The organism is Stenotrophomonas sp. TWI819 (genome assembly GCF_039673075.1).
Taxonomy (GTDB): domain Bacteria; phylum Pseudomonadota; class Gammaproteobacteria; order Xanthomonadales; family Xanthomonadaceae; genus Stenotrophomonas; species Stenotrophomonas rhizophila_B.
The window spans coordinates 334,739-360,137 of the sequence record NZ_JBDJKY010000003.1 but is presented as its reverse complement, the minus strand read 5'-3'; the positions used below and the strand labels follow the sequence as shown (position 1 = coordinate 360,137).

Below are 25,399 nucleotides of genomic sequence, written 5' to 3'. Positions count from 1 at the left end.
CAGGGCGCGAAAGCCCCCAAGTCCCCGGCGCCCAAGAAGGCAGCCGGTCCGTCGGGCAAGCCCCGCGCTGCCGCCAAGAAAGCCGGCAAGCTGCCCCCCTGGATGCCCGAATCCCTGAACACCGCTGAGCCGCCGCGTGGCAACAAGCGCGGCCCCAAGCCTGCGCATGCCGGGCCGATCCCGACCCGCCGCCGCCCGCATCCGACCCCGCTCGACGGTGAGGTCCAGGTCGACCCCTTCGCCGCCCGCGAGGCCGAGCGCTATGCGCAGCCGATCGCCAGCCGTGAGGCGATCCTGCAGCTGCTTGACCGCTGCGATGGCCCACAGACCGCCGAAGAGATCGCCATCCACCTCGGCCTGACCGAGCCGGACCGTGCCGATGCCCTGGGCAAGCGCCTGGGCGCGATGTGCCGTGACGGCCAGCTGGTGCAGAACCGCCGTGGCGGTTTCGCGCCGCTGCAGGCGGTCAACCTGATCACCGGCGTGGTGATCGCCAACCCGGAAGGGTTCGGCTTCCTGCGCCCGGTCGAAGGTGGCGACGATCTGTTCCTGCCGCCGTTCGAAATGCGCAAGGTGCTGCATGGTGACCGCGTACTGGTCAACGTGACCGGCATCGATCGTCGTGGCCGTCGCGAGGCGAGCATCTCGCGTGTGCTCGAGCGTGGCATGAGCCGCCTGATCGGCCGCTTCAGCGTCGAGTTCGGCATCAACTACGTGGTGCCCGACGACAAGCGCGTGCAGCGCAACGTGCAGATCCCGCCCGACCAGACCGGCGATGCCCGCGATGGCCAGCTGGTGGTCTGCGAGCTGACCCAGGCGCCGGACACCCGCCGCCCGCCGATCGGCCGCATCATCGCCGTACTCGGCGACAAGCTGACGGCCTCGCTGGTGGTGGAAACCGCCATCCACGGCCACGAGCTGCCGTTCGAGTTCCCGGCTGAAGTGTTGGCTGAAGCCACCGCCGTGCCGATGGTGGTCACACCCGAACAGATCGGCCACCGCGAAGACCTGCGCAATACGCCGCTGGTCACCATCGATGGTGAGGACGCCAAGGACTTCGACGACGCGGTCTACTGCGAACCCAATGCCGAAGGCTTCCGCCTGGTCGTGGCGATCGCCGACGTCTCCAATTACGTGCGTCCCGGTACGCCGCTGGACAATGAAGCGCAGAAGCGCGCGACCTCGGTCTACTTCCCCGGGTTCGTGGTGCCGATGCTGCCGGAGACGCTGTCCAACGGCATCTGCTCGCTGATGCCCAAGGTCGACCGCATGTGCTTCGTCTGCGACATGCAGGTGAACCGCGAAGGCGAGGTCATCCATTCGCGCTTCTACGAAGCGGTAATGAACTCGCACGCGCGCCTGACCTATAACCAGGTCTGGGAAGCGGTGGGCGAGAACGACCCGGCCGCGCGCAAGGCGATCGGTCCGCTGATGCCGCAGGTGGATCGCCTGTACCAGCTGTATCACGTGCTGGCCAAGGCGCGTAACCGCCGCGGTGCGATCGAGTTTGAAACCTCCGAAGTGCGTTTCGTGCTGGACAACACCGGCGAAGTCACGCAGGCCGGGATGATGGTGCGCAACGATGCGCACAAGCTGATCGAAGAATGCATGATCGCGGCCAACGTGCAGGCGGCGCGCTACCTGCTGGCCAAGCAGGTGCCGGCGCCGTTCCGTGACCATGAGCGTCCGCCGGAATCCAAGTACGCCGATCTGCTCGAGTTCCTGAAGGAATTCAAGCTGAGCCTGCCGCCGTGGTCGAAGGTGCAGCCGGCCGATTTCACCAAGCTGCTGAAGAAAGTGCGCGATCGCCCGGACGCAGCGCTGCTGGAATCGGTGCTGCTGCGCAGCCAGAGCCTGGCGGTGTACTCGCCGGACAACTTGGGCCACTTCGGCCTGGCGCTGGATGCGTACGCTCACTTCACCTCGCCGATCCGTCGCTACCCCGATCTGCTGGTGCACCGTGCGATCAAGCACGCGCTCAGTGGAGCCGCGCCGGAGAAGTTCACCTATTCGCCGCGTGAGATGGCTGCGCTGGCCCTGCAGTGCTCCGAGCGTGCACGCCGTGCCGATGAAGCCGAGCGTGAAGTGGACGAGCGTTACCGCGCCGCATGGATGGAAAAGCACGTCGGTGGCCAGTTCGAGGGCGTGATCAGTGGCGTGACCAGCTTCGGCCTGTTCGTGGAATTGGACGAATCCAAGGTCAACGGCCTGGTCCACGTCACTCAGCTGCCGCACGACTATTACCAGTTCGACGCGGTGCGCAAAACGCTCAACGGCGAACGCCGCGGCAAGATCTACCGCCTCGGTGACCGCGTGCGGATCCTGGTGCTCAAGGCCAGCATGGAAGAGCGCAAGATCGACTTCCGCCTGGTGGAAGAGAAGGACGATTCGCTGCCCGAACTGCCGCCGCGCGGCCAGCCGGCCAAGCGCCAGAAGCAGAAGTACTGATCGTCGCGTACCGGCCCACGGCCGGTACGCGGCAGGTGCCGACCGTTGGTGGGCACACGGATCCCACCGGAGCGATCCCATGCAGGCCCTCCCTGAATACAGCGGTGGTTGCCAGTGCGGCGCGATCCGCTTCCACGTGGTCGGTGCGCTGACCCACAGCTCGATCTGCCATTGCCGGATGTGCCAGAAGGCCTTCGGCGCGTATTACGCCCCCCTGGTGTCGGTGCGTGGCAGCGAGTTCCGCTGGACCCGCGGCGAGCCCCGGCGTTTCCAATCCTCCAACATGGTCAAGCGCGGCTTCTGCGCCGACTGTGGCACCCCGTTGACCTACGAAGCTCCGGATGGCGTGGCGGTCGCGGCCGGCGCCTTCGACGAACCGGCCCGCCTGCCGCCGACGATCCAGTACGGGATCGAGGCCAAGCTCCCGTTTGTGGATGTCCTGGGTTCGCTCAGCGCGCTGCGCAGCGAAGAGGACGCCGAGGCCGGCGACTTCCTGCTGCATATCGTCTCCCACCAGCACCCGGACCACGACACCGCGGAGTGGCCACCGGGCTGAAGGCGGTCTGTGAACGCCCCCCGTGAACGCCCGCCAGGGCAGGGTGGGCCTCGATGCTCTACCATTACCAACCCCTTTACCGGTCCCGCCCCCCGCAATGAGCAAGCAAAGCCAGTGGATCGTCGGCGTCAACGCCGTCGCCTCTTCGATCGAGAATGATGCCGAGAACGTCCGCGAGGTCCTCATCGAGGCCGGTGCGAAGAACCCGCGTCTGACCGAGATCGAGGAAAACGCACGCCGCAAGGGCATCGACGTGCGCAAGGTGAACACCCAGGCGCTGGACGGTGTGGGCGGTTCGGTGCGTCACCAGGGCGTGGCCGCGCGCTACCAGGCCGCACGGACCTGGGGCGAGAACGAGCTGGAAGGGCTGGTCGAAGCGGCCGAGGGCAAGGCCCTTCTGCTGATTCTTGACGAGGTCCAGGACCCGCACAACCTCGGCGCCTGCCTGCGCAGCGCGGCGGCAGCCGGTGCCACGGCGGTGATCATTCCCAAGGACAAGTCGGCCTCGGTCAATGCGACCGTGCGCAAGACCTCGGCCGGCGCGGCCGACCGTATCCCGGTGGTGCAGGTGACCAACCTATCGCGCTGCCTGAAGGACCTGCAGAAGCTGGGCGTGTGGATCTACGGCCTGGCCGGTGAAGCCACCGAGTCGTTGTACGCGATCGACCTCAAGGGCAACGTGGCGCTGGTACTGGGCGGTGAAGCCGACGGCCTGCGCCGCCTGACCCGCGAAAACTGCGATGGCCTGGTCAAGATTCCGATGCCGGGCGATATCGAGAGCCTGAACGTCTCCGTCGCCACCGGCGTGAGCCTGTTCGAAGCAGTGCGTCAGCGCGGGCTGTAAGCCTAAGCCGCGCGCTTGCCCCGAGGGTAGAGCCACGCCATGCGTGGCTGAGCGGCGTCGGATCCAGAGGCAGCCACGCACGGCGTGGCTCCACCTGTGATGCGCCTGGCGCGGGGGATCACCCCGCGCTGCCGCCCAGCGCCTTGAACAACGTCACATCGTTGATCAACTGCCGCTGGCGCACGGAGGCCAGTGACAGCTCGGCATCGCGCCGGGTCTGCTGCGCTTCCAGCCAGGTGCGCAGGTCGGTGGCGCCGACCCGGTAGCGCACTTCATACATCCGCTCGATCTCCACCGCTTCGTCGTAGGACGCCTGCGAGGCCGCCACCTGGGTGGCGAACTGGGTGCGCGCCGACAAGGCGTTGTCCACTTCCGACAGCGCGGTGTACAGCGTGCGGCGGAACCCGTTGGCCGCGATCTGGTAATCGGTGCCGGCCAGGCGGGTGTTCAACTGGGCCTGGCGCACATTGAGGAACGGCAGCGACAGCCCCGCGCCCAAGGTGGCGACCGGATTCTTCAGTACGTCCGATAGCGAGGTGGCGCCGGTGCCGATGCTGCCGGTCAGGCTCAGCGCCGGGTAGTACTGGGTGGCGGTGACCTTGATGGTCTTCAGGCTGTTGCGCAGGCGCAGCTCGGCGGCGCGCAGGTCCGGGCGGCGGCCGAGCAGATCGGCCGGCAGGCCTTCGGCCACGACCGGACTGCCCGCGCGCTGCAGCTGCTGCGGCTCATCGGCCAGGGCCAGCGGCTGCCCATCCAGCAGCACCGTCAGGGCATTGCGCGCGGCGACACGCTGCTGCTCCAGTGCACTCTGCGCGGCACGCTGCGCTTCCAGGCTCTGTACGGCCTGGCGTACTTCCAGGCGCGAGACCGCACCGGCATCGAAGCGCGCCTGGACCAGCTCGCGAGTGCGCTCCAGGCGCTCCAGATTGGCCTGGCCGGCGGTAATCGACTGGTTGAGGAAGGCCAGCGTCCAGTACTGCGTGGCCACGTCGCTGATCACCAGCAGCGCGGTGTTCTGCAGGTCTTCCTGGCTGGCCTGGGCTTCCCACTGCGCGATGTCACGCTGGGTGCGCAGGCGGCCCCAGAGATCGATCTCCCACTGCAGGGACACGCCGGCCGAGCTGCCGCGGTTCCAGTCCGCGCGCTGGTCGATGGGGCGGCTGCCGCTGCTGCTGACGCTGCCCGAGGGCTGCGGCCAGAGCGCGTTGTCGGCCAGACCGGCCTGAAGGCGCGCGCGCTGCACCGCCAACCCGGCCGAGACCAGGTCGGTGTTGGCGGCCAGGGCGCGATCGATCACGCGGTCCAGCCCGGTGTCGTCGAACTGGGTCCACCAGGCATCGCTGCGGACATCGGCGGCAGCCGCATGCGGCTGCTCCCTCACCGCCTCGGTGGGCGTGTTCAAGGTGGCATCGCCACGACCATAGGTGGCCGGTACTGCCGGCGCCTCGACCTGGTAGCGACCGGTGCTGACGCAGGCCGACAGGGCCAGTGCGGTCACGCAGGCCAGGGCCAGTGGACGCAGCGAAGTGGGGTGCAGCAGAGCAGGAGAAATCTTCATTCGCGCGCCAGCGCCTCCACGGGATCAAGTTGGGCGGCATTGCGGGCCGGCAGGAAACCAAACGCCACGCCGATCAGGCTGGAGCAGGCAAAGGCGGCCACGATGGATGCGGTCGAGAACAGCATCTGGAAGTCCGGCGCGAATCTGCCGAACAGCCAGCCGACCACCAGCGACAGGCCGACGCCGAGCAGGCCGCCGAGCAGGCAGACCAGCACCGCCTCGATCAGGAACTGCTGGCGGATATCGCTCTGCCGCGCGCCCACGGCCATGCGCACGCCGATTTCGCGGGTGCGCTCGGTCACCGAGACCAGCATGATGTTCATCACGCCGATGCCGCCGACCAGCAGCGCGATCGCGGCGATGGCGCTGATCAGCAGGGTCATGCTGCGAGTGGTCTGTTCAATGGTCTGGCGGATTTCAGCGCTGTTGCTGAGGAAGAAATCCTCGGTGCCGTGGCGCATGATCAACAGCTTGGAAATGGCTGCTTCGGCAGCATCCATCGGGGTCGCATCATCCACCCGCACCGTGATGCCGGACACGTGACTCTGGCCGAGCATGCGCGACATCACCGTGGTGTAAGGCACCCACACGCTCAGGCTGGTGCTGCCGCCAAATCCAAATCCTGGCCGCTGGGCGACGCCGATCACGCGTACTGGAACATTCCCGAGCAGGATCACCTGGCCGATTGGATCTTCGCCATTGGGGAAAAACTGGGTGCGGGTGTTCTCGTCGATCAGTGCCACCTGTGCCAGCCGCGTGACCGCGTCGCGGTCGAAGAAGCTGCCGGCGAGCAGCTTGACGCCCTTGACCCGGAAGAACTGCTCGCCGACGCCGCTCACCTGGGCCGTGGCCGACTGGTTGCGGTAGCGGGCGGTCACCGAGGAGGAGACGCTGGGTGTCGCGCTGTCGACGTAACTCTGGTTGGCCAGCGCATCGGCATCACTGGCCTTGAGGGTCTGCACGCGCGCCGAACGCATGTCGCCGAATCCGCGACCGGAATACACATCGATCGTGTTGGTGCCGAGCGAACCAATGGTCTGCAGGATCTGCTGCTGCGAGCCGTTACCCAACGCCACCACCGAGACCACCGAGGCGATGCCGATGATGATGCCGAGCATGGTCAGGAAGGTGCGCAGGCGATGGGCATTCATGGCCAGCAGGGCCATCCGGAACGCTTCGGTGAAGCGGTCGCGGGCGGCACGCCAGCTGTGGCCCTTGCTCGCGGCCACGGTTGGCTGGCGCTGTGCGCGATAGCTCGGCGCCGCTGGATTGGCGCGGTCGGCGATGATCTCGCCATCGCGGATTTCGATGATGCGCTGGGCGTGCTGGGCCACGCTCATGTCGTGGGTGACGATGATGATGGTGTGCCCCTCGGCATGCAGTTCGCCCAGGATGCCCATCACTTCCTCACCGGATTTCGTGTCCAGTGCGCCGGTCGGCTCATCGGCGAGGATCACCTCGCCACCGTTCATCAGCGCCCGTGCGATCGAGACACGTTGCTGCTGGCCGCCGGAGAGCTGGCCGGGGGTGTGGTTCATGCGGTCGCCCAGACCAAGCCGCTGCAGCAGCTCTTCGGCACGCGCGGTGCGCACCGGGCCGGGACTGCCGGCATACACCGCCGGTACCGCGACATTGCCGCGCGCATCCAGATCGCCGAGCAGGTGGTAGCGCTGGAAGATGAACCCGAAATGTTCACGACGCAGCTCGGCCAGGTCATCCGGTTCCATGCGGCCGGTCTCGCGGCCGGCGACCTGGTAGCTGCCGCGCGTCGGCCGGTCCAGGCAGCCGAGGATGTTCATCAAGGTGGACTTGCCCGAGCCGGACTGGCCGACGATGGCGACCATCTCACCGGCAGCGATGTCCAGATTGACGTCGCGCAGCACCGCGATGGTGTCATCGCCCGCCGGGAATTCCCTGCGCAGGTCGCGCAGCCGCAGCAGCGGCGTGCCCGTCGAGGCCGCGCTCATCGGCGCGGTCCGCCCATGCCGGGGCCGCTGATCCGCACGGCGCCACCGCGGCTGCCGCCGCCTGCGCCCTGTGCACCACCGCCTTCGCCGACGATGACCTTGTCACCCTCTTCCAGGCCGGACAGGACTTCGGCGTTGGCACCGTTGTTGATGCCGATCTTGACCTTGCGCGGGGCCGGCATGCCGTCGGCACCGGCCACGCGCACCAGATACTGCCCATCGCGACTCTTCGGGCCGAGCGCCACGGCGGGAATGAGCAGCACATTCTTGGCCTGCTTGAGCATCATCGAGACCTGGGCGGTCATGTCGATGCGCAGGGTGCCGTCCGGGTTTTCCACATCGAACAGCGCGTTGTAGTACACCGCGGTGGTGGTGGAGGAGTCGCTGGTGGTGGAATCCTTCTTGACGATGGTGGCCGGGGCCGGGTTGATCTGGCGCAGCGTGGCGTGATATTTGCGGTCTGGATCGCCCAGCGTGGTGAAGTACACCGGCATGCCCGCCCGGATCTTGACCACGTCTGCTTCGGACACATCGGCATTGACCGTGACCAGATCAAGGCGGGCGAGCATCACGATGGTCGGTGCGGTCTGGTTGGCGTTGACGGTGCGCCCTTCTTCGGTGACCACCGCGACCACGGTGCCGTCCATCGGCGCGATGATGCGGGTATAGGCGAGATTGGCGCGGGCCGTGCCCAATTCGGTTTCGCGCCCCTTGATCTGTGCGTCGAAGGACTGGATCTGGGCACGGGCGGTCTTGAGCTTGGCATCGGCCGCATCGAACTCGGCGCGCGAGGTGGCTTCGGCCGCCAGCATCTGCTGCTGGCGTGCGAACTCGAGCTCGGCTTCGCGCAGGCTGGCCTGCTGGACCGCGCGTTGTGCCTTGACCTGGTCCAGCGAGGCCTGGGCATTGAGCACCTGGTTCTGCTGGGTGGTGGCGTCGATCTCAGCGATCAGATCGCCCTCTTTGACGGTATCGCCGAGTTGGACCTTCAGCGACGTGACCTGGCCGGAAGCCTGCGCACCGACGCTGACCAGCTTGTAGGCGTCGATCACGCCGGTGGCTTCCACCGTCTGTTCGATGTCGCCGCGGCTGACCGGCGTGGTCGCCAGGGTGGGCGCGGCCGGCTTGCGCAGCATCCATGCCACAATCGCGGCGATCAGGGCGAGCACCACAAGCAACAGCAGGAGGCGAGCACGGCGGGTTCTGGGCAAACGGGGCTTCACGATGATCGTCAACTCGGCAGGCCGGTGCATCGGCGTTGTCAGCATTGTGAAGATCGTTCACCGCCGGCTCAATGCTCGCCGTGTACCAAGATGTATCCCTGCGGTGCTCAACACGTTTCGTTGTGTATCTGCATCACCCTTTGAAACAGACGTACGCAAACCAGGAGATGCGGTTCAGCTCCCGACAGGGGATGATCACCGCATGGAGACTGCCAACAGCATGCACAGACTGCTGATCGTCGATGACGACAACGATATCCGCCAGCTGCTCGCCGAGCAGCTTGGCCGCGCCGGTTACCTGGTGAGCACGGCCGGCGACGGCAATGGCATGCGCCAGCTGCTGGAGCGCGAGCACGTCGACCTGATCGTGCTCGACCTCAACCTGCCGCGCGAAGACGGCCTGACCCTGTGCCGCGACCTGCGCGCGCGCTCAAGCACGCCGGTGATCATGTTGACCGCGCGCAGCGAGCCGATCGATCGCGTGCTGGGCCTGGAAATGGGCGCCGACGACTACCTGGCCAAGCCGTTCGAACCGCGCGAGCTGCTCGCCCGCATCCGCAACGTGCTGCGTCGCACCGAAGCGTTGCCAGCCAATCTGGAGCCGCTGGCGATCCGGCGTGCACGCTTCTCCAGCTGGATCTTCGATCTCGAACACCGCCACCTGGTCGATCCCGATGGGCGCGTGGTGGTGTTGTCCGGCGCCGAGTTCCGGCTGCTGCGGGTGTTCGTCGGGCATGCCAACAAGGTGCTGTCGCGCGAGCAGCTGGTCTCGCTGAGCAGCGGCCGCAACTACGAATCGCAGGATCGCGCCATCGATCTGCAGGTCAGCCGCCTGCGCAACAAGCTGGCCGATGATGGCGGCAGCGATGGCCTGATCAAAACCGTGCGCAACGAAGGCTATGTGCTTGCTGCGGCAGTCACCTTGGAATGAAACGCCTGCGCCACTTCTTTTCCTCGATGGTGGGGCGGCTGTTCGTCATTCTGCTGCTGGGCATGAGCGTGGCCGCGGTCGGTGCGACCATGCTGGCCAGCACCAAGCGCCAGCAGGAGTTCGAACGGCAGAACCTCAACCGCATCGCTGATCGCCTGCAGGGCTTCGTGAACCTGCTCGACGGCAATCCGGAACTGCGCGAGCGCCTGCTCAGCAGCGGCGGGCCGAGCGTGCGACAGTTGCCGGAAGGCGCGCGGATTGGGCGACCGGATGCGGCGTTGATGGAAATCCTCGATGACCGCCCGGGCCCCGTCGCCAGCAGCCAGGTCGCCTTCACCTCGTTCCGGTCCTGCCTGCCGCGCCTGCCGGAGCTGCTGCCGCCGCCCCCGCGCGACAAAGACAAAATGCGGCATCCGCCGCGCGAACGCGACCCGGCCTTCATCCCGCCCAAGTGCCGCGTGGTGACCCTGCAGCTGACCGACGGCACGCCGCTGCGGCTGGCGCTGGATTCCCCTGCGGTGGCGCACAACGGTGTGCTCGCCGTCGACCCGCTGTTCCTGACCCTGCTGGTGATCGCGATCGCGATCCTGGCGTATATCGTGGCGCGCATGGCCAGCGCCCCGCTGCAGCGGTTGGCCGATGCCGCCGCGGCGTTGGGCGATGACCTGCAGGGTGCGCCGATGCCGGTGACCGGCCCGTTCGAAGTCCGCCGGGCTGCGGAGGCGTTCAACGCCATGCAGAAGCGCCTGCAGCGCCATCTTGGTGAGCGCACCCAGATGCTGGCGGCGATCACCCATGATCTGCAGACCCCGGTCACCCGGCTGCGGCTGCGGCTGGAGAACGTCACCGACGAGGCCCTGCGTGAGCGCTTGATCGGTGACCTCGGTGCGATGCAGGCGTTGATCCGTGAAGGGCTGGAGCTGGCCCGCAGCGCCGAGAGCGCCGAGCAGCGCGCCGCGCTGGACCTGGATTCGCTGCTGGAGAGCATCGTCGAAGATGCCGCCGAAGCCGGTGCCGATGTCCACTTCGAGCAGCCCAGTGGTGCGGTGCTGATGTTGCGGCCGCTGGCCATGCATCGCCTGTTCTCCAACCTCGTCGACAACGCGGTGATGTACGGGCAGACCGCCCGGGTCCGGGTCGAGCAGGCTGGTCAGGATGTGGAGGTACGCATCCGCGACAGCGGCCCCGGCTTGGCCGAGGACGAGCTCGAAGCGGTGTTCGACCCGTTCGTGCGGCTGGAGACCTCGCGCTCGCGCCAGACCGGCGGTGCCGGGCTGGGGCTGACCATCGCCCGGGCGCTGGCCGAAAAGGACGGGGCGACGCTCCACCTGCGCAACCATCCCCACGGGGGGCTGGAGGCGATCGTGCGCTGGTCCTCACCGGCACGCGCCGCGGCGGGGCCGCGCGGGGGCTGAGTCCAGCCCCCCAAGACGCCCGGTTTTGCCTACTATGGGCGTCTCTTTCCAGCGTCTCCCCCATGAGAGCGTACGACTCTGCCAGCCATCGCGCTGGTGCACGGCCGTTCCCCCCATGCGCACGGCGCCTGCCCAAGGCTGCTCCACACGGATGAGCGAGCGGGGGGGCAGGATCCGGTGGCGGCCGGTACAACTGAACGACTCCGGCATGCCAACCCTGCAGGCGGTAGCGCTGTGGCTGTTGCTGCTGTGCGTGCTGCCATGGTCGCTGGCGGCGCAGGATGGCCCGCCGCCGCTGCGCGATTACGCCATCGACGTGTGGACCTCGCGCAACGGGCTGCCGCACAACTCCCTGCGCGATATCGCGCAGACCCCGGAGGGCCACCTGTGGTTTGCCACCTGGGAGGGGCTGGTCCGCTACAACGGCCTGGACTTCACCGTGTTCGACCGCAGCACCACCCCGGGCCTGCGCGACAACGGGGTCGGGGCGTTGCTGGTGGACCGCAGTGGCGGCTTGTGGATCAGTGATTCGCGCGGCAACGTGACCCGCCGGAGTGCGGATGGCCGCTGGCAGGTGTGGGAACACCGCGCCGACACACCGCAGGTGCTGATCCAGGCCATGCAGATGGACAGCCATGGGCGCCTGTGGCTGCTGTACGAAGGCAAGGGGATTGCGAGTCTGGGCCCGGACGGCACCTTCGACTACCAAGCGCCACCGGCCGACGTACCGTTGGCGATGAGCTTCACCAAGCTGGTCGTGGATGCCCAGGACCGGGTCTGGGTCGGCACCCTGGATGGCCTGGTGGTGCGCGACAGCGATGGGGTCCTGCGCCGGGCGCCGGAAAGCTTCGGGCTGGGCCGTGGGCTGGTCTGGCCCTATCGTGCGCCGGATGGCGTGATGTGGGTGGTGGCCAGCGAGCGCATCTACCGCATGCAGGATGGCGTGCCGTTGCTGCAGCATCGCCTGCCCGGCGCGACCCACATCACCGCCATGCTGCAGGACCGCCACGGCGACCTGTGGCTGGGGACCGAAAACCAGGGCCTGCTGCGGCTGTCGCGGCACGGGCTGGAGCGGCTGCCGGCCGGGCTGTCCTTGCCCGGCGGGCGCGTGGTCAGCCTGCGCGAAGATGCCGAAGGCAGCATCTGGGTGGGTGCCAACGGCGGCCTGTATCGCCTGCGCGAAACCCTGTTCAGCAGCTACACCGAACGCGACGGGCTCAGTGGCGATTACGTCCGCACTGTCTTCGAGGATCGCCAACGGCAGCTCTGGATCGGCAGTGCGCGCGGGCTGGATCGCCGCGATGCCCAGGGAAACTTCAGTCCGGTGCCGCTGCGCAACAACGTCGGCAAGAGCCCCTCGGTGCTGAGCCTGGCCCAGGACCGCGACGGTGATCTATGGGTCGGCACCTTCGGCGATGGCATCTTCCGGGTCGGCGAGAACGGGCAACCGCGGCGGACGTACGGCAGCGCCGACGGCCTGCTCGGCGGCAACATCCGCGCGATCAGCATCGACCGTGACGGAGTGATCTGGGCGGGCACCCAGAAGGGCGTGGTCCGCATCGTCGCCGACAGGGCCGAGCCGGTGGCCTTTCCCGGCATGCCCACCGGGCTGACCACCGCGCTGGCGCACGATGCCCAGGGCGCCCTGTGGATCGGCACCATCGAGGGCATCCGCGTGTTGCGCGGCAACCGCGTGCAGGCGATCGATCTGGAGGCACTGGGGGGTGGCCGCAGCGTGTTCGGGTTCCAGCAGATCGGCGATGCGATGTGGGTCAGCACCGATCGCGGCCTGTACCGCTACCAGGAAGGCAAGCTGGCACGGGTCGGCCTGGAGCAGGGCATGCCGGTGGATACGGTCTTCCAGCTGATTCCCGATCGCGTGGGCAACGTCTGGATCAGCAGCAACCGCGGCGTACTGCGGACCGACATGGCCATGCTCAACGCCGTCGCCGACGGGCGTGCCGCACGGGTCGAGGTCGAGCATTACAACGAGATCGACGGCATGGCCAACTCACAGGCCAACGGCAGTTCCGGCCCCTCGGCGATCCTGCGCCAGGACGGCACCTTCTGGGTGGTCACGGCCGGCGGGCTGAGCACGGTCGATCCACTGCGCCTGCAGCGTTTCCGTGAGCGCCTGGCACCACCGGCGGTGATCGAGACCGTGCTTGTCGATGGCGCCCCGCTGCACTGGCAGGGCAGCAACCACAACACCATCCCGGGCGGGCGACGCCTGAGCGTGAGCTATGTGGGGCTGAGTTACCTGCTCTCCGAGCGCATCCGCTACCGCACCCGCCTGGAAGGGCTGGACAAGGGCTGGGTCGAGCGGGGGCAGCAGCGCAGTGTTGAGTTCATCGGCCTGCCGCCGGGCGAGTACACCCTGCATGTGTCGGCCGCCCATCCCGGTGGCGCCTGGAGCGACAGCGAAGCGGTCTGGGCGTTCACGGTGGAGCCGTTCCTGTGGCAACGACACAGCGTGCAGCTGATCGCCGCGCTGCTGTTGCTGGCCGGGCTGGTCGCGCTGTACCGGTATCTGATCAACCGCTACAAGGCCAGCAACGTGCGGCTGGCGCGCCTGGTGCAGGAAGCCACGCTGGATCTGCAGACCCAGACGGTCAACCTGCAGGCACTGAATCAGGAAAAGACCGAACTGGCCGATCGTCTGGCGGTGCAGGCCGAGGCGTTCGAGCGCCAGGCCCGCGAAGACGCGCTGACCGGGCTGCCGAATCGACGTGCCTTCGATGAAGCGTTGGCGCGCGATTTCGCCCGTTCGCAGCGCAGCCGCCACCCGTTGTGCCTGGTGGTGCTGGACATCGATCACTTCAAGGAAGTGAACGACCAGCACAGCCATTCGGTGGGCGATGTGGTGCTGGTGGAGGTAGCGCGGCTGCTGGCCTCGGCCTGCCGCGACTCGGACATGCCCGCACGTACAGGCGGCGAAGAGTTCGCGCTGCTGCTCAACGATACCCGCCTGGATGAAGCGGCCCAGGTCTGCGCGCGGCTGCGCGGGCTGTTCCATGATCATCCCGACTGGGCCGGTATCCCCGACCTGAAGGTCACCTTCAGTGCCGGTCTGGTCGAACTGGACGCTGCTGACCGCACCCCGATGCTGCTCTACCAGCGCGCCGATCGCGCGCTGTACCGCGCCAAGAGCGAAGGGCGTGATAGAACCGCTATCGGGTGATGCCCCTCAGGGGCGCGGCCAGCTGTTGGCGACCTTGCAGAACAGCTTTGCGGTCTGCTCGGTGTCGTACACCGCGCTGTGCGCTTCATCGGCATCCCAGCCCAGCCCGGCGGCGGTGGCGGCGCGTGCCAGAACGGTCTGCCCATAGGCGATGCCGCCCAAGGTGACGGTGTCGAAGACACTGAAGGGGTGGAACGGGTTGCGCTTGTGGCCGGTACGGTTGACCGCGGCATTGACGAAGCCCAGGTCGAAGTGGGCGTTGTGCCCGACCAGGATCGCGCGCTGGCAACCGTACTTCTTCATCGCCGCCCGGATCGGGGTGAAGATGTGGTCCAGCGCATCGCGCTCGACCTTGGCCAGCCGGAACGGGTGATCCAGGATGATCCCCGTGATCTCAAGCGATTTCGGATCGATCTCCAGGCCTTCGGCCGGCACCACGTGGGCGCTGGCGGTCTGGCCGGGATAGAGCAGGCCGTTCTCGTCCATCTCGATCGGAACGGCGGCGATCTCCAGCAGGGCGTGGCGATCAGAATCGAATCCACCGGTCTCCACGTCCACCGCCACCGGCAGGAAGCCGCGGAAGCGTGTTGCCATCAAGCGCTGGGCAGCAGCGGGCAGTGCGTCGGCAGCAGCCGGCACGTCGGAGCGGGGGAGGTCGTCAGTCATCGCCCCAGTTTAGCAGAGCGACCTGTACGCCCCCGCTGTCAGGTCGCGCGGTCAGGTCGCGGGCGCGGCGGGCCCGATCACGCCGTTGTCGTGGAACTGGCGCAGCAGGGCGGCGCCGGGCAGGTGCAAGGCATCGGCCGCCATGCCGTGCGCCTGCGCAAGCTGCTGCAGGTAAGCGGCCCCGGTACTGCCGGGGTGCTGGCCGATCAGATCCAGCAACTGCGCGGCCATCGGGCTGATCGCGGCGAAGCGGACCTGCCCATCAGGGTCGCGCCGGACCAGCAGCCCGGTCGGCTCCGGGGCCGGCTGCGAGGGCGCGTCATCGGTGCCGAGCCGATGCACCGGCCAGTGATAGAGCAGTGGCCAGGCCAGGGGGGAGCGCTGCAGCGCTGCGTGCATCGGGTCCAGGCTGGGCGAGGGCGGCAGGGGGGACGCGTCCAACTGGTAGAGGGCCGTTTCCACCCACTCGTAATGGGCCAGTTCGGCCAGCGCCGGATGCGGCAGCGTGGCCTGGTGCTGCAGCCACTGCACGAACTCGGCGGCCAGTTCGGTGAACAACGGGGTCTGCGCCGGGTGCGCTGCCAAGAACCGCCGGATGAGCGCAGACCACGCTGCCTCGCCAAGCAGGCGCACGCAGACCGGGAAGCCGTTGCCGAGCAGCCCGAGCACGTTGTTGAACACCAACCGCTGGTAGATGCCCAGCCGGCGTGGGTCCATGCCATCGGGTGCGGCGATATGGTCCGGGTCGCGCAGATGCGCGGTGAACGCTCTCTGCTGTGCGTGCAGGCGCGCTGGGACCTCAGTCATGTCCGTTCCCGGCATGAGCGGCCATCAGCTGGCGGATGTGCTGCAGTTCGCCGCGCAGCTCGGCATACGGCGGGAAATTGAAATCACGTTCCAGCAGCGTGGGGCGCGCACCGATGCGCGCATAGGTGCGGGCGAGCAGGTCCCAGACCGGATCGATCACCGCGCTGCCGTGGGTGTCGATCTTCAGATCGGGCGCCTCGTCCAGATGGCCGGCCACATGCAGGCACACGATGCGCGCGGCCGGCAGCCCGGCGATGAACGCATCGGCGTCGTAGCCGTGGTTACAGGCGTTGACGTAGACGTTGTTGACGTCCAGCAGCAGATCGCAATCGGCCTCTGCCAGCACGGCATTGGTGAAGGCCAGCTCGTCCATGGCCGGTTCCGGGGCGAGGTAGTAGGAGACGTTCTCCACTGCGATGCGCCGACCCAGCAGGTCCTGCACGCGGGCGATGCGTGATGCGGTATGGCGTACGGCCTCGTCGGTGAAGGGAATCGGCAGGAGATCGTAGAGGTGACCTTCATCGCTGCAGTAACTCAGGTGTTCGCTGTACAGCGGCACGTGGTGCCGCGCCAGGAAGCGTCCTACCTGTTCCAGCAGCACCGTATCCAGCGGCGCGGTGCTGCCCAGCGAGAGCGACAGCCCATGGCAGGTGAGCGGGTGGCGCGTAGCCAGTTCGGCGAGTGCGTCGCCGGCCGGCCCACCGATACCGATCCAGTTTTCCGGCGCGCATTCGAGGAAGTCGATATCGCCGGTGGGCGCGTCGCGCAGGTCCTGCAGCAGGGCGCGGCGCAAACCCAGTCCGGTCGCCGCCGCAGGCAGCGGCGACCGGACCGGGCCAGCGGCGAGCGCGTCAGTGCTTGGCACCGCACTTGCCTTCGCCGCATTTGCCTTCCGCCGTCTTCTTGTCGCCAGCGGTCGTTGCCTTGGTGCCAGCAGCCTTGCCCTTGTCGGCGCCGCACTTGCCTTCCCCACACTTGCCTTCGGCGGCCTTGGCGCCGGCAGTTGCGGCCTTGTCGCCCGCCTTGGTGCCGGCCTTGTCGCCATGCGCACCGCACTTGCCTTCGCCACACTTGCCTTCGGCCGCCTTGGTCGCCGCCTGGCCGGCCACCAGGTAGCCCTGGGCCAGCTCGGTCATGCTCAATGCGGACGCCGAGGCGGTGACGCCCAGGCCCGCGGCCAGCGCGGTGGCCGCCAACAACGACAGCGATCGGGTGGGTGTGCTCATCGTGTGGATCTCCTTGAAATGGGCGGGTGCCGGTTATGGCTGCGTGGGCAGGTGCGGCCATGGTGGCCCGGCCCGGCGCATCGAATCCTCACACAGGATTCAACGTTTCGTGAAGTGCAGCGCCGCATTCCTCAGCGGCAAGTGGGTCGGGCGCTGGGCCGCGATGCCCTTGCCGGCGAATGTCCCCCGGCGTCGGCCTGCGGACATTTGCCGAGGGGCCTGCCGGCCGCTTCGGGGCCCTACCGCTCGCGCCAAGGCTCGAACGGAGACACCTGCAGCGCCCTCACCGCGCCAGGACTTTCCAGCCACAAAAAGAAAACCGCCACCCGAAGGCAGCGGCGTTTGCTTTCCGTTATTGAAGCACGCGCTCAGACGTGATCGGTACTGCTCGTCTCGTCGCGCTTCTCGCGCGGCGGCAGCGCCTGCTCGCCATGCACCAGGAACCACACGTTCTCGGCGATGTTGGTCGCATGGTCGCCCACGCGCTCCAGGTTCTTGGCCATGAACAACAGGTGCGTGCACGGGGTGATGTTGCGCGGGTCTTCCATCATGTACGTCAGCAGCTCGCGGAACAGCGCGGTGTACTGCGCGTCCAGACGGGCGTCATCGTCGCGTAGCTCCAGCGCTGCGGCGGCGTCGTTGTCGCGGTAGGCCTCGATCGCACGGCGCACCTGCTGTGCGGCCAGCCGGCCCAGGGCGCGCAGGCCTTGGATCTGCGGCAGCGGCGGCACCTTGCTCAGCGCAATCGAGCGCTTGGCCACGTTGGCCGCGTAATCGCCAATGCGTTCGATATCGGCCGGGATGCGCAGGCCGGCCAGGATCTCGCGCAGGTCGCGTGCCATCGGCCCGCGCAGCGCCAGGCGCATCACGTCGTGGCTGATGTGCTGCTCAAGCTGATCGATGGCTTCATCGTTGGCGATGATGCGCTGGGCGGCGTTCTCGTCGCGCTTCTCGATGACGTCCATGGACGCCTCCAGCTGCGCGACCGCCATCTCGCCCATGCGCACGATCTCGGCGACCAGGCGCTGCTGTTCTTCGTCGTAGCTTTTGACGATGTGGTCGTTGGGAATGCTCATGCGGTTCTATCCAGGGTTCGTGGGCCGGAATCAGCCGAAGCGGCCGGTGATGTAGTCTTCGGTCTGCTGCTTGTTGGGCTGCGAGAAGATCACTTCGGTGCGGTCGTGTTCGATCAGGTCGCCCAGATACATGAAGGCGGTGTAATCGGACACACGCGCGGCCTGCTGCATGTTGTGGGTCACGATCACGATGGTGTAATCGTGCTTGAGCTCTTCGACCAGCTGCTCGATGCGGCTGGTGGAGATCGGGTCCAGCGCCGAGGTCGGCTCGTCGAGCAGCAGCACGTCCGGGCGCAGGGCCACGGCGCGCGCGATGCACAGGCGCTGCTGCTGGCCACCAGACAGGCCCAGCGCGCTCTGGTTGAGCTTGTCCTTCACCTCGTCCCACAGCGCGCCTTGGCGCAGGGCCTGCTCGACGCGATCGGTCATCTCCGACTTGGAGAGCTTTTCGTGGTGACGGATGCCGTAGGCCACGTTCTCGAAGATGGTCATCGGGAACGGCACCGGCTTCTGGAACACCATGCCGACCTTGCTGCGCAGGCGGTTCATCGGGTACTTCGGCGAGAGGATGTTCTCGCCGTCCAGCATCACTTCACCGCGCGCTTCCAGCTTGGGGTACAGCGCGTAGATGCGATTGAAGATGCGCAGCAGCGTGGACTTGCCGCAGCCGGAGGGACCGATCAGCGCGGTGACACGCTTTTCCGGAATCTCCAGGTCGATGCCCTTCAGCGCGTGGAACTTGTCGTAGTAGAAATCCAGCCCACGTGCGGCCAGCTTGATCGGCGCCGGGGTCTGCAGGCTTTCATGCGAGGCCGGGACCACGATGCGCTGCATCGGCACGGCGTTGGAGAGATCGTTCATGGCGATGTCCGTGGAAAGGTCAGTCATGGGAGATACGGTTGCGCAGCAGGATGCCGCGCGCGGAAAGGCTGACCAGCAGCACGAACACGGTCAGCACCAGCGCGCCGGCCCAGGCCAGCACCTGCCAGGATTCGTACGGGCTGCCGGCGAACTGGTTCATCACCACCGGCACCGACGCCATCGGCTGGAACACGTTGCTGTTCCAGTACTGGTTGCCGAAGGCGGTGAACAGCAGCGGGGCGGTTTCACCGGAGATGCGGGCCAGTGCCAGCAGGATGCCGGTCACGATGCCGGCGGCGGCGCTGCGGTACAGCACCTGCACCGTCACCTTCCACTGCGGGATGCCCAGCGACAGGGCCGCTTCACGCATCTGCGAAGGCACCAGGCGCAGCATTTCATCGGTGGTACGCACCACTACCGGCAGCACGATGAAGGCCAGCGAGAGCGCACCGGCGAAGGCCGAGAACTGGCCACCGGTCTGCATCACGTACAGCGTGTAGACGAACAGGCCCAGCACGATCGACGGCGCCGAGAGCAGGATGTCGTTGACGAAGCGGACCACCGTGCCGGTCTTGCGGAAGTTGCCGTACTCGGCCAGCCAGGTGCCGGCCAACACGCCGAGCGGCGTTCCGATGGCGATGGCCAGGCCGCACATCACCGCGCTGCCGAAGAAGGCATTGGCCAGGCCACCTTCCTGCATCGGCGGCGGGGTCATCTTGGTGAACAGATCCAGATTGATGCCGGCCAGGCCCTTGGAGGCCAGCGTCCACAGGATCCAGCCGAGGAAGAACAGGCCGAACAGTGCGGTCAGGCAGGACATCAGCAGCGCGACCACGTTGACGATGCGGCGGCGCAGGTACAGCGGTTGGGCGTTGGCGGTGGACATCAGTTGCCCTCCTTGCGGGCCAGGCGCATCAGCATCAGGCGGGCGATCGCCAGCACCACGAAGGTCACCAGGAACAGCACGAAGCCGAGCAGCAGCAGCGCCGAGCGGTAGGTTTCGGTGGCTTCGCCGAAGTCGTTGGCGATCAGGGCGGCAATGGTGGTGCCCGGTTCAAGCAGCGACGGCGACAGGCGCACGCTGTTGCCGATCACGAAGGCCACCGCCATGGTTTCACCCAGGGCGCGGCCGAGGCCGAGGAAGATGCCGCCGATCACCGCCGAGCGGGTGTAGGGCAGCACGATGTCCCAGCTCACTTCCCACTTGGTGGAACCCAGCGCATACGCCGATTCCTTCAGGCGGGTCGGCACGGTCAGGAACACTTCGCGCATCACCGAGGAGATGAAGGGGATCACCATGATCGCCAGCACGAAGCCGGCGGTGAGCACGCCGATGCCCAGCGGCGGACCCTGGAACAGCGGGCCGATGATGGGCAGCGTGCCCAGGTGATCGTTGAGGAACGGGGTGACGTACTCGGTCATCACCGGCACCAGGACGAACAGGCCCCACATGCCGTAGATGATCGAGGGGATACCGGCCAGCAGTTCGATGGCGGTACCGACCGGGCCACGCAGCCAGCGCGGGGCGACCTCGGTCAGGAAGAAGGCGATACCGAAGCTCACCGGCACCGCGATGACCATCGCGATCAGGGCCGTGACCAGGGTGCCGTAGATCGGTGCGAGTGCACCGAACTTGTTCTCCACCGGATTCCATTCGGAGGAGTAGAAGAAGCTCAGGCCCTGCTCCTGCAGGGCATGGCGACCGCCCCACAGCATCGAGAGCGCGGCGCAGGCCAGGGCGACCAGCACCAGGATGACGGTGGCGATCAGGACCCAGCGGAACAGTTTGTCGTTGCGGGCATCACGCAGGTCGCGGAGGGACGGTGCGGGAACAGGCTGGGCGATGGCATTCATGGCTGAGGCGGGGGCCCGAGTGGTGGTTCGGCAGGGTGGTGCGGCGAGGAAAGCGGGCCTGCGCTGTGCACAGGCCCGCTGTCTGGCTTACTTGAACTCGCTGGTCCAGTAGGCTTCGATCTGGGTGACCAGCTCGGCCGGCAGCGGCACGTAGTGCAGTTCGTTGGCCTGGGTCTGGCCCTTCTCGAAGGCCCACTTGAAGAACGCCAGGGTGTCCTTGCTGCGCTGCGCATCCTTGGGCTGCTTGTGCATCAGCATGAAGTTGGTGGCGGTGATCGGCCATGCCTGGTCGCCCGGGGCATTGGTGATGACCAGGTTGAAGTCCTTGGCGCTGGCCCAGTCGGCGCTGGCGGCTGCCGCGGCGAAGGTTTCCGCGCTCGGCTGCACCCAGTTGCCGGCGGCGTTCTGCATCGAGGCGTACGGCATGCCGTTCTGCAGCGCGTAGGCCAATTCGACGTAGCCGATCGAGCCCTTGATCTGCTTCACGTACGAGGCCACGCCTTCATTGCCCTTGCCACCCACGCCGTCCGGCCACTGCACCGAGGTGCCTTCGCCGACCTTGCTCTTCCAGTCCGGGCTGACCTTGGACAGGTAGTTGGAGAAGTTGAAGGTGGTACCCGAGCCGTCCGAACGGTGGACCAGGGTGATCTTGCCGTCCGGCAGTGTGACGCCCGGGTTGGCGGCGACGATGGCCGGGTCGTTCCAGGTCTTGACCTTGCCCAGGAAGATATCGGCCAGCAGCGCGCCGCTCAGGCGCAGCTTGCCGGCTTCCAGGCCGTCGATGTTGACCACCGGCACCACGCCGCCGATCGCCGACGGGAACTGGCCGAGGCCGGCCTGGGCCAGCTCTTCGCTGCTCAGCGGCTTGTCGGAGGAACCGAAGTCAACGGTACCGGCCTTGATCTGGGCGATGCCGCCACCCGAACCGATCGACTGGTAGTTGATCTTGGCGCCGGTGGCGGTGTTGTAGTCGGCCGACCACTTGGACACCAGCGGGAAGATGAAGGACGCACCGGCGCCGGAAATCTCGGCGGTCAGGCGGTCGCCAGCGGCCGGGGCAGCGGCAGGCGCGTCGGTGGCCGGCGCGGCGGCCTGGCCTTCAGCGCCCGGCTTGCAGGCGGAAAGACCCAGCGCGATGGCCAGGGAAAGGGCGGCGATGCTGGCCGTGTGCAGTTTCATGCGTCACTCCATAGCGGGATAAGGGCCGGGCTTTCCGGCGACGCGACTATGAAATGATGTTTTTGTTACAGCTTGATGACGCCGTGACCGAGCGCACGCAAAGCCTTGCGGCACAAGGGCCGGGTATTCTGCGGCAGGCAACAAAAAGGCGCGGAACCTTGCGGTCCGCGCCCGATGGCGCCGGAAGGGGAGAGAGGTCCCTCCGGCGCCATTGCTTCGTTGTGCGTACCGACCAAGGGTCGGTACCTACCGCCAGCTCACCACCGTGGGTGGTGGCTTCCTCAATACTTCAGGTTCTGCGACCAGTAGGTCTCGATCTGCTTGACCAGGGTGTCCGGCAGCGGAACGTAGTCGAGCTGCTTGGCCTGGGCATCGCCGCTCTTGTAGATCCAGCGGAAGAATTCCTGGGTGGCCTTGGCGTTGGCGACGTTCTTGGGCTGCTTGCGGACCAGGATGAAGTTGGTGGCGGTGATCGGCCACGCATCGGCGCCCGGGGCGTTGGTCATGACCAGGTAGAAGTCCTTCGCGCTGGCCCAGTCGGCGCTGGCGGCAGCGGCGGCGAAGGAGGTGTCGCTCGGCAGCACGATCTTGCCCGAGGCGTTCTTCATCGCAGCGTAGGACATCTTGTTCTGCAGCGCGTAGGACAGTTCGACGTAGCCGATGCCGCCCTTGATCTGCTTCACGTAGGCGGCAACGCCTTCGTTGCCCTTGCCGCCGATGCCGACCGGCCACTGGACCGAGGTGCCTTCACCGACCTTGGTCTTCCACTCCGGGTTGACCTTGGAGAGGTAGTTGACGAAGTTGAAGGTGGTGCCCGAACCGTCCGAGCGGTGCACGACGGTGATCTTGCCGTCCGGCAGCTTCACGCCCGGGTTCAGCGCGGCGATCGCCGGGTCGTTCCAGGTCTTGATCTTGCCGAGAAAGATGTTGCCCAGGGTCGGGCCATCGAGCTTCAGCGCGCCCGGGGCGATGCCGGCCACGTTGATCACCGGGACCACGCCGCCGATGACCGACGGGAACTGCGCCAGACCGGCCGCAGCCAGTTCTTCCGGCTTCAGCGGGGCATCGGAGGAGCCGAAATCAACGGTCGCGGCCTTGATCTGGGCGATACCACCACCGGAACCGATGGACTGGTAGTTGACCTTCTTGCCGGTGGCGGTGCTGTAGTCGGCCGACCACTTGGACATGACCGGGTAGATGAACGAGGCGCCCGCGCCGGTCACATCGGCGGCGTTGGCGGCGAACACGGACGACGCGGCGAGGACGGCAACGGCGGCGCGCGACTTGAAGGCGTGGATCACGGGGTGGCTCCTGGGATGGATGAAGGTGCGGGGTGTCCCGCCCGGTGCTCATTCCATAACGGTTCGATGACAGCGCAGCGACTGTCATATGACCACCTCGTGACACGCTTTCTGGGCACGGTGTCACAGCGGCTGCAGCGCCTCCGGGACCGCGTAGCGGCGGCCGTCGAAGCGCAGCACACGGCGCTCGCCGTCCACCGGCGTGTCCTGGTCGCGGCAGGTGTCGCCGTCCATCCAGCTGTGCGTGGTGACCCGGCGTTCGCGCAGGATGAGGTCGGCCAAGCCGTGTCTGCCCTTGGATCCAACGGCGACGGTGCGCGTTACGTCGGTGGATTCACCCGCGCAGCGCGTATCCCACTCGGCCTGGAAACGACGCAGCACCATCGGTGGGCCGAGCGTGCGCAGCGTGTCTGCCTGCACCGCCAGCAGATGCAACTGTTCTTCGCTGAACGGATTGGGCCCGGAGCCATTGCGCCGCTGCACACGCAGGCCGAAGGCGAGGGTGTCCGGCGCAAGCTGGTAGCGCGCGGTATCCAGGTGCATGCCGTCGAAGAAGATCGCATCGCTGTCGAGTGCGCCGGACAACACCGTCCATGCGCGCGTTGCGAGGGTGTCGGTATCGATCACCAGCACCTCCACGTCGCCATCGCGGGCGTCGTTGTCGCCGCCGTCGCGCCAGACCGGTGTGGCCACCAGGGTCAGCTCGGGGCGTGCCGGCCATCGACGGCAGACGCTGGCGGCGGTGTCGCGGGTGTAGCCGGCGCGGTCGGGCAGCACGTCGGGCGCTCGGACCGTGTACGCCTCCTGCGCCGCCGCCTGGGCGTCATGGCAGTCCTGCGCCTGGGCGGGCAGGGCGGCGGCACTGCACGCGACGGCCAGCAACAGCGAGAGTGCGATACGCATCGGGTTCCATCCATGGGGCAAAGGGCGCACAGCATACCGGCGCGCGGGCACGAAAAAAGGCGCAGCCGAAGCTGCGCCTTTGTGTCACACGCGTGTTGCAGGGCTTACCAGAAGAACTGCAGGCGCGCTTCGAGGATGTTCGGGTCGTCGTTGACGAACGTGCGCGCGGTCGAACTGTACTTCTTGCTGTCCACCATCACGTAGTTCAGCGCGAACTTGGTGTTGGAGCGCCAGTAGTAGTTCACGCCCACGGTCCAGATGTCCATCTTGCCGCCCAGCACACCATCGACGATCGGCGGGCGACCGGCCACCGGGTTCGCCGACAGGTTGCCGTCGTTGAGGTCCATGTGGTCGTAACGCGCACCCAGCTGCCACATGCCGCGGCCCGGCTCGTCCGGCAGGCCGGTGGTCGGGGTGCCGCCCTTGTAGCCCCAGGTCTCGCCGGTGATGTTCCACAGGCCGCTGACGTAGTAACCGTCGCTGCTGTAGTTGTCATGGGAGTAACGCTTGGCCTTGCTGGTGTAGTACTCGGCCTGGGCCTTGAACGGGCCGCCGATGTACATCGCTTCGGCGCCGATCGTGCTGACGCGGTCGGTATCGACCAGGTTGCCGCTGTCGACCAGGCGCACGGTGGCCAGATCCGCATTCGGGCGGGCACGCACGCGCAGGGTGTCGGCGTCGGTGTCGTAGTCGACGTAGCTCAGGCCGAAGTGCAGGACCTGGCCCTTCTCATTGATCGGAGCCCAGGTGCCACGCGCGCCGTAGCCGCTGCCGTGGGCGAGGTTGCGGGTCAGTTCGCGGCCGAAGGCGCTGGCGGTGACGGACCAGTTGTTGTCACCGATGCTGTACGCACCACCGAGGCGGCGGGCCACGGCGTAGGTGTTGGTGACCGCAGCCTTGGAGATGAAGTCGTTGTTCTTGGTGCTGGACAGTTCTTCCAGGCTGTTGGGCTGCTTGAACTGGCCGAACTGCACGAAGTGGTTGGCATTGCCGGACAGCTTGTACTTCAGGTTGGTGTCCAGGAACTTGTCGGCCTTGGCGTCGTAGCCCACCACCCATTCCACATTGCCCGGGCCCTTGCCCTTGAGCACCAGCTCGGCGCGGCGCAGCTCGAATTCGCTGTTCTTGCCGTTGCCGGCGTCACCGCCGTTGAGGTCGGCCACATCGTTGTCGAACCAGTTGCCGTCAGCCTGGACCAGGCCTTCGAACGTGATTTCCGAACCGCCGATCACATCGATGGCCACTTCAGCGTGAGCGGCCGGAACGAACAGCGCAGCCGCCACGGCCGCAGTAAGAAGTTGGCGATGCAGTTTCATGGAAGGAGCCTTGCAGGCAGGTGGGAAGATGCTGCGCAGGCTAATTAGTGAAGATTGCGTAAATGTGACAGTTTCGGACAAACCGTC

Annotated in this window: 21 protein-coding genes; 6 read left to right on the top strand and 15 right to left on the bottom strand. The window is 67.0% G+C overall.

All coding sequences use genetic code 11. The features are described from left to right. Positions 1–102 precede the first annotated feature (102 nt). The 3 genes from rnr (at position 103) to rlmB (ending at position 3,848) form a co-directional block, all read left to right on the top strand. Positions 103–2,448, top strand: a complete 2,346-nt coding sequence (gene rnr / locus ABE463_RS06460) for a ribonuclease R (protein ID WP_259260430.1) — start codon at positions 103–105, stop codon at positions 2,446–2,448. Positions 2,449–2,527: 79 nt separating this feature from the next. Further along, positions 2,528–3,004 carry a GFA family protein gene (locus ABE463_RS06455; protein ID WP_346467584.1) on the top strand — a complete coding sequence of 159 codons (477 nt, stop codon included), beginning with the start codon at positions 2,528–2,530 and terminating at the stop codon, positions 3,002–3,004. A 97-nt stretch (positions 3,005–3,101) separates the two neighbouring features. Then, the gene (rlmB, locus tag ABE463_RS06450; RefSeq protein WP_019184367.1) at positions 3,102–3,848 is read left to right on the top strand and encodes a 23S rRNA (guanosine(2251)-2'-O)-methyltransferase RlmB; all 747 of its coding nucleotides are present in this window, start codon (positions 3,102–3,104) and stop codon (positions 3,846–3,848) included. 118 nt (positions 3,849–3,966) lie between these two features. On the opposite strand, the gene ABE463_RS06445 is transcribed toward rlmB, so the two are convergent. The 3 genes from ABE463_RS06445 to ABE463_RS06435 are packed head-to-tail and all read right to left on the bottom strand — an operon-like array spanning position 3,967 to position 8,626. Continuing rightward, complete coding sequence (locus ABE463_RS06445; RefSeq protein WP_346467583.1) at positions 3,967–5,406, bottom strand: TolC family protein; 1,440 nt, start codon at positions 5,404–5,406, stop codon at positions 3,967–3,969. Beyond that, positions 5,403–7,373, bottom strand: coding sequence for a MacB family efflux pump subunit (locus tag ABE463_RS06440; RefSeq protein WP_121041543.1), 1,971 nt, complete (start codon positions 7,371–7,373; stop codon positions 5,403–5,405). The genes ABE463_RS06445 and ABE463_RS06440 overlap by 4 nt, the downstream gene beginning before the upstream one ends. Further along, positions 7,370–8,626, bottom strand: coding sequence for an efflux RND transporter periplasmic adaptor subunit (locus ABE463_RS06435; RefSeq protein ID WP_346467582.1), 1,257 nt, complete (start codon positions 8,624–8,626; stop codon positions 7,370–7,372). Before ABE463_RS06435 ends, ABE463_RS06440 begins: the two co-directional genes overlap by 4 nt. 172 nt (positions 8,627–8,798) lie before the next feature. On the opposite strand from ABE463_RS06435, the gene ABE463_RS06430 reads away from it, so the two are divergent. The 3 genes from ABE463_RS06430 to ABE463_RS06420 all read left to right on the top strand — a co-directional run bounded on the left by ABE463_RS06430 (position 8,799) and on the right by ABE463_RS06420 (position 14,123). Beyond that, on the top strand, positions 8,799–9,527 hold the full coding sequence (locus tag ABE463_RS06430; protein ID WP_123728792.1) for a response regulator transcription factor: 729 nt from the start codon (positions 8,799–8,801) through the stop codon (positions 9,525–9,527). Then, positions 9,524–10,942, top strand: a complete 1,419-nt coding sequence (locus tag ABE463_RS06425; RefSeq protein WP_346467581.1) for an ATP-binding protein — start codon at positions 9,524–9,526, stop codon at positions 10,940–10,942. Before ABE463_RS06430 ends, ABE463_RS06425 begins: the two co-directional genes overlap by 4 nt. 208 nt (positions 10,943–11,150) lie before the next feature. After that, a complete protein-coding gene (locus tag ABE463_RS06420) occupies positions 11,151–14,123 on the top strand; it encodes a two-component regulator propeller domain-containing protein (protein WP_346467580.1) in 2,973 nt (990 codons plus the stop codon). Positions 14,124–14,129: 6 nt separating this feature from the next. Here the strand turns inward: ABE463_RS06420 and rnt are convergent, their stop codons facing one another. From rnt to ABE463_RS06360, 12 genes are all read right to left on the bottom strand, one after another. Then, positions 14,130–14,717 (bottom strand): ribonuclease T, encoded by a 588-nt coding sequence (rnt, locus tag ABE463_RS06415; protein WP_121042195.1) that lies wholly within the window; start codon positions 14,715–14,717, stop codon positions 14,130–14,132. 123 nt (positions 14,718–14,840) lie between these two features. Next, on the bottom strand, positions 14,841–15,596 hold the full coding sequence (locus tag ABE463_RS06410) for a putative DNA-binding domain-containing protein (RefSeq protein WP_346467579.1): 756 nt from the start codon (positions 15,594–15,596) through the stop codon (positions 14,841–14,843). Then, positions 15,589–16,461, bottom strand: a complete 873-nt coding sequence (locus ABE463_RS06405) for a DUF692 domain-containing protein (protein ID WP_346467578.1) — start codon at positions 16,459–16,461, stop codon at positions 15,589–15,591. Before ABE463_RS06405 ends, ABE463_RS06410 begins: the two co-directional genes overlap by 8 nt. Further along, on the bottom strand, positions 16,448–16,822 hold the full coding sequence (locus ABE463_RS06400; protein WP_346467577.1) for a hypothetical protein: 375 nt from the start codon (positions 16,820–16,822) through the stop codon (positions 16,448–16,450). Before ABE463_RS06400 ends, ABE463_RS06405 begins: the two co-directional genes overlap by 14 nt. 368 nt (positions 16,823–17,190) lie before the next feature. Further along, positions 17,191–17,898, bottom strand: coding sequence for a phosphate signaling complex protein PhoU (gene phoU / locus ABE463_RS06395; protein ID WP_070471813.1), 708 nt, complete (start codon positions 17,896–17,898; stop codon positions 17,191–17,193). A 30-nt stretch (positions 17,899–17,928) separates the two neighbouring features. Next, positions 17,929–18,759, bottom strand: coding sequence for a phosphate ABC transporter ATP-binding protein PstB (gene pstB, locus ABE463_RS06390; RefSeq protein ID WP_070471812.1), 831 nt, complete (start codon positions 18,757–18,759; stop codon positions 17,929–17,931). 19 nt (positions 18,760–18,778) lie between these two features. Then, entirely contained in the window at positions 18,779–19,645 is an 867-nt protein-coding gene (gene pstA, locus ABE463_RS06385) for a phosphate ABC transporter permease PstA (protein ID WP_313211691.1), read from the bottom strand. Continuing rightward, positions 19,645–20,613, bottom strand: coding sequence for a phosphate ABC transporter permease subunit PstC (pstC, locus tag ABE463_RS06380; RefSeq protein ID WP_121041561.1), 969 nt, complete (start codon positions 20,611–20,613; stop codon positions 19,645–19,647). The genes pstA and pstC overlap by 1 nt, the downstream gene beginning before the upstream one ends. 87 nt (positions 20,614–20,700) lie before the next feature. After that, complete coding sequence (pstS, locus tag ABE463_RS06375) at positions 20,701–21,792, bottom strand: phosphate ABC transporter substrate-binding protein PstS (RefSeq protein WP_259260177.1); 1,092 nt, start codon at positions 21,790–21,792, stop codon at positions 20,701–20,703. Positions 21,793–22,073: 281 nt separating this feature from the next. After that, positions 22,074–23,093 (bottom strand): phosphate ABC transporter substrate-binding protein PstS, encoded by a 1,020-nt coding sequence (gene pstS / locus ABE463_RS06370; RefSeq protein WP_070471808.1) that lies wholly within the window; start codon positions 23,091–23,093, stop codon positions 22,074–22,076. 123 nt (positions 23,094–23,216) lie between these two features. Continuing rightward, positions 23,217–23,996, bottom strand: a complete 780-nt coding sequence (locus tag ABE463_RS06365) for a hypothetical protein (RefSeq protein ID WP_346467576.1) — start codon at positions 23,994–23,996, stop codon at positions 23,217–23,219. A gap of 104 nt (positions 23,997–24,100) precedes the next feature. Then, complete coding sequence (locus tag ABE463_RS06360) at positions 24,101–25,312, bottom strand: OprO/OprP family phosphate-selective porin (protein ID WP_346467575.1); 1,212 nt, start codon at positions 25,310–25,312, stop codon at positions 24,101–24,103. Positions 25,313–25,399: the final 87 nt, after the last annotated feature.

Excerpts from the sequence above, each read along its gene's own strand:
- rnr (WP_259260430.1), top strand. The coding sequence starts at position 103 with ATGCCCGAATCCCTGAACACCGCTGAGCCGCCGCGTGGCAACAAGCGC.
- ABE463_RS06455 (WP_346467584.1), top strand. The coding sequence starts at position 2,528 with ATGCAGGCCCTCCCTGAATACAGCGGTGGTTGCCAGTGCGGCGCGATC.
- rlmB (WP_019184367.1), top strand. The coding sequence starts at position 3,102 with ATGAGCAAGCAAAGCCAGTGGATCGTCGGCGTCAACGCCGTCGCCTCT.
- ABE463_RS06445 (WP_346467583.1), bottom strand. The coding sequence starts at position 5,406 with ATGAAGATTTCTCCTGCTCTGCTGCACCCCACTTCGCTGCGTCCACTG.
- ABE463_RS06440 (WP_121041543.1), bottom strand. The coding sequence starts at position 7,373 with ATGAGCGCGGCCTCGACGGGCACGCCGCTGCTGCGGCTGCGCGACCTG.
- ABE463_RS06435 (WP_346467582.1), bottom strand. The coding sequence starts at position 8,626 with ATGCACCGGCCTGCCGAGTTGACGATCATCGTGAAGCCCCGTTTGCCC.
- ABE463_RS06430 (WP_123728792.1), top strand. The coding sequence starts at position 8,799 with ATGGAGACTGCCAACAGCATGCACAGACTGCTGATCGTCGATGACGAC.
- ABE463_RS06425 (WP_346467581.1), top strand. The coding sequence starts at position 9,524 with ATGAAACGCCTGCGCCACTTCTTTTCCTCGATGGTGGGGCGGCTGTTC.
- ABE463_RS06420 (WP_346467580.1), top strand. The coding sequence starts at position 11,151 with ATGCCAACCCTGCAGGCGGTAGCGCTGTGGCTGTTGCTGCTGTGCGTG.
- rnt (WP_121042195.1), bottom strand. The coding sequence starts at position 14,717 with ATGGCAACACGCTTCCGCGGCTTCCTGCCGGTGGCGGTGGACGTGGAG.
- ABE463_RS06410 (WP_346467579.1), bottom strand. The coding sequence starts at position 15,596 with ATGACTGAGGTCCCAGCGCGCCTGCACGCACAGCAGAGAGCGTTCACC.
- ABE463_RS06400 (WP_346467577.1), bottom strand. The coding sequence starts at position 16,822 with ATGAGCACACCCACCCGATCGCTGTCGTTGTTGGCGGCCACCGCGCTG.
- phoU (WP_070471813.1), bottom strand. The coding sequence starts at position 17,898 with ATGAGCATTCCCAACGACCACATCGTCAAAAGCTACGACGAAGAACAG.
- pstB (WP_070471812.1), bottom strand. The coding sequence starts at position 18,759 with ATGAACGATCTCTCCAACGCCGTGCCGATGCAGCGCATCGTGGTCCCG.
- pstA (WP_313211691.1), bottom strand. The coding sequence starts at position 19,645 with ATGTCCACCGCCAACGCCCAACCGCTGTACCTGCGCCGCCGCATCGTC.
- pstC (WP_121041561.1), bottom strand. The coding sequence starts at position 20,613 with ATGAATGCCATCGCCCAGCCTGTTCCCGCACCGTCCCTCCGCGACCTG.
- pstS (WP_259260177.1), bottom strand. The coding sequence starts at position 21,792 with ATGAAACTGCACACGGCCAGCATCGCCGCCCTTTCCCTGGCCATCGCG.
- ABE463_RS06365 (WP_346467576.1), bottom strand. The coding sequence starts at position 23,996 with ATGCGTATCGCACTCTCGCTGTTGCTGGCCGTCGCGTGCAGTGCCGCC.
- ABE463_RS06360 (WP_346467575.1), bottom strand. The coding sequence starts at position 25,312 with ATGAAACTGCATCGCCAACTTCTTACTGCGGCCGTGGCGGCTGCGCTG.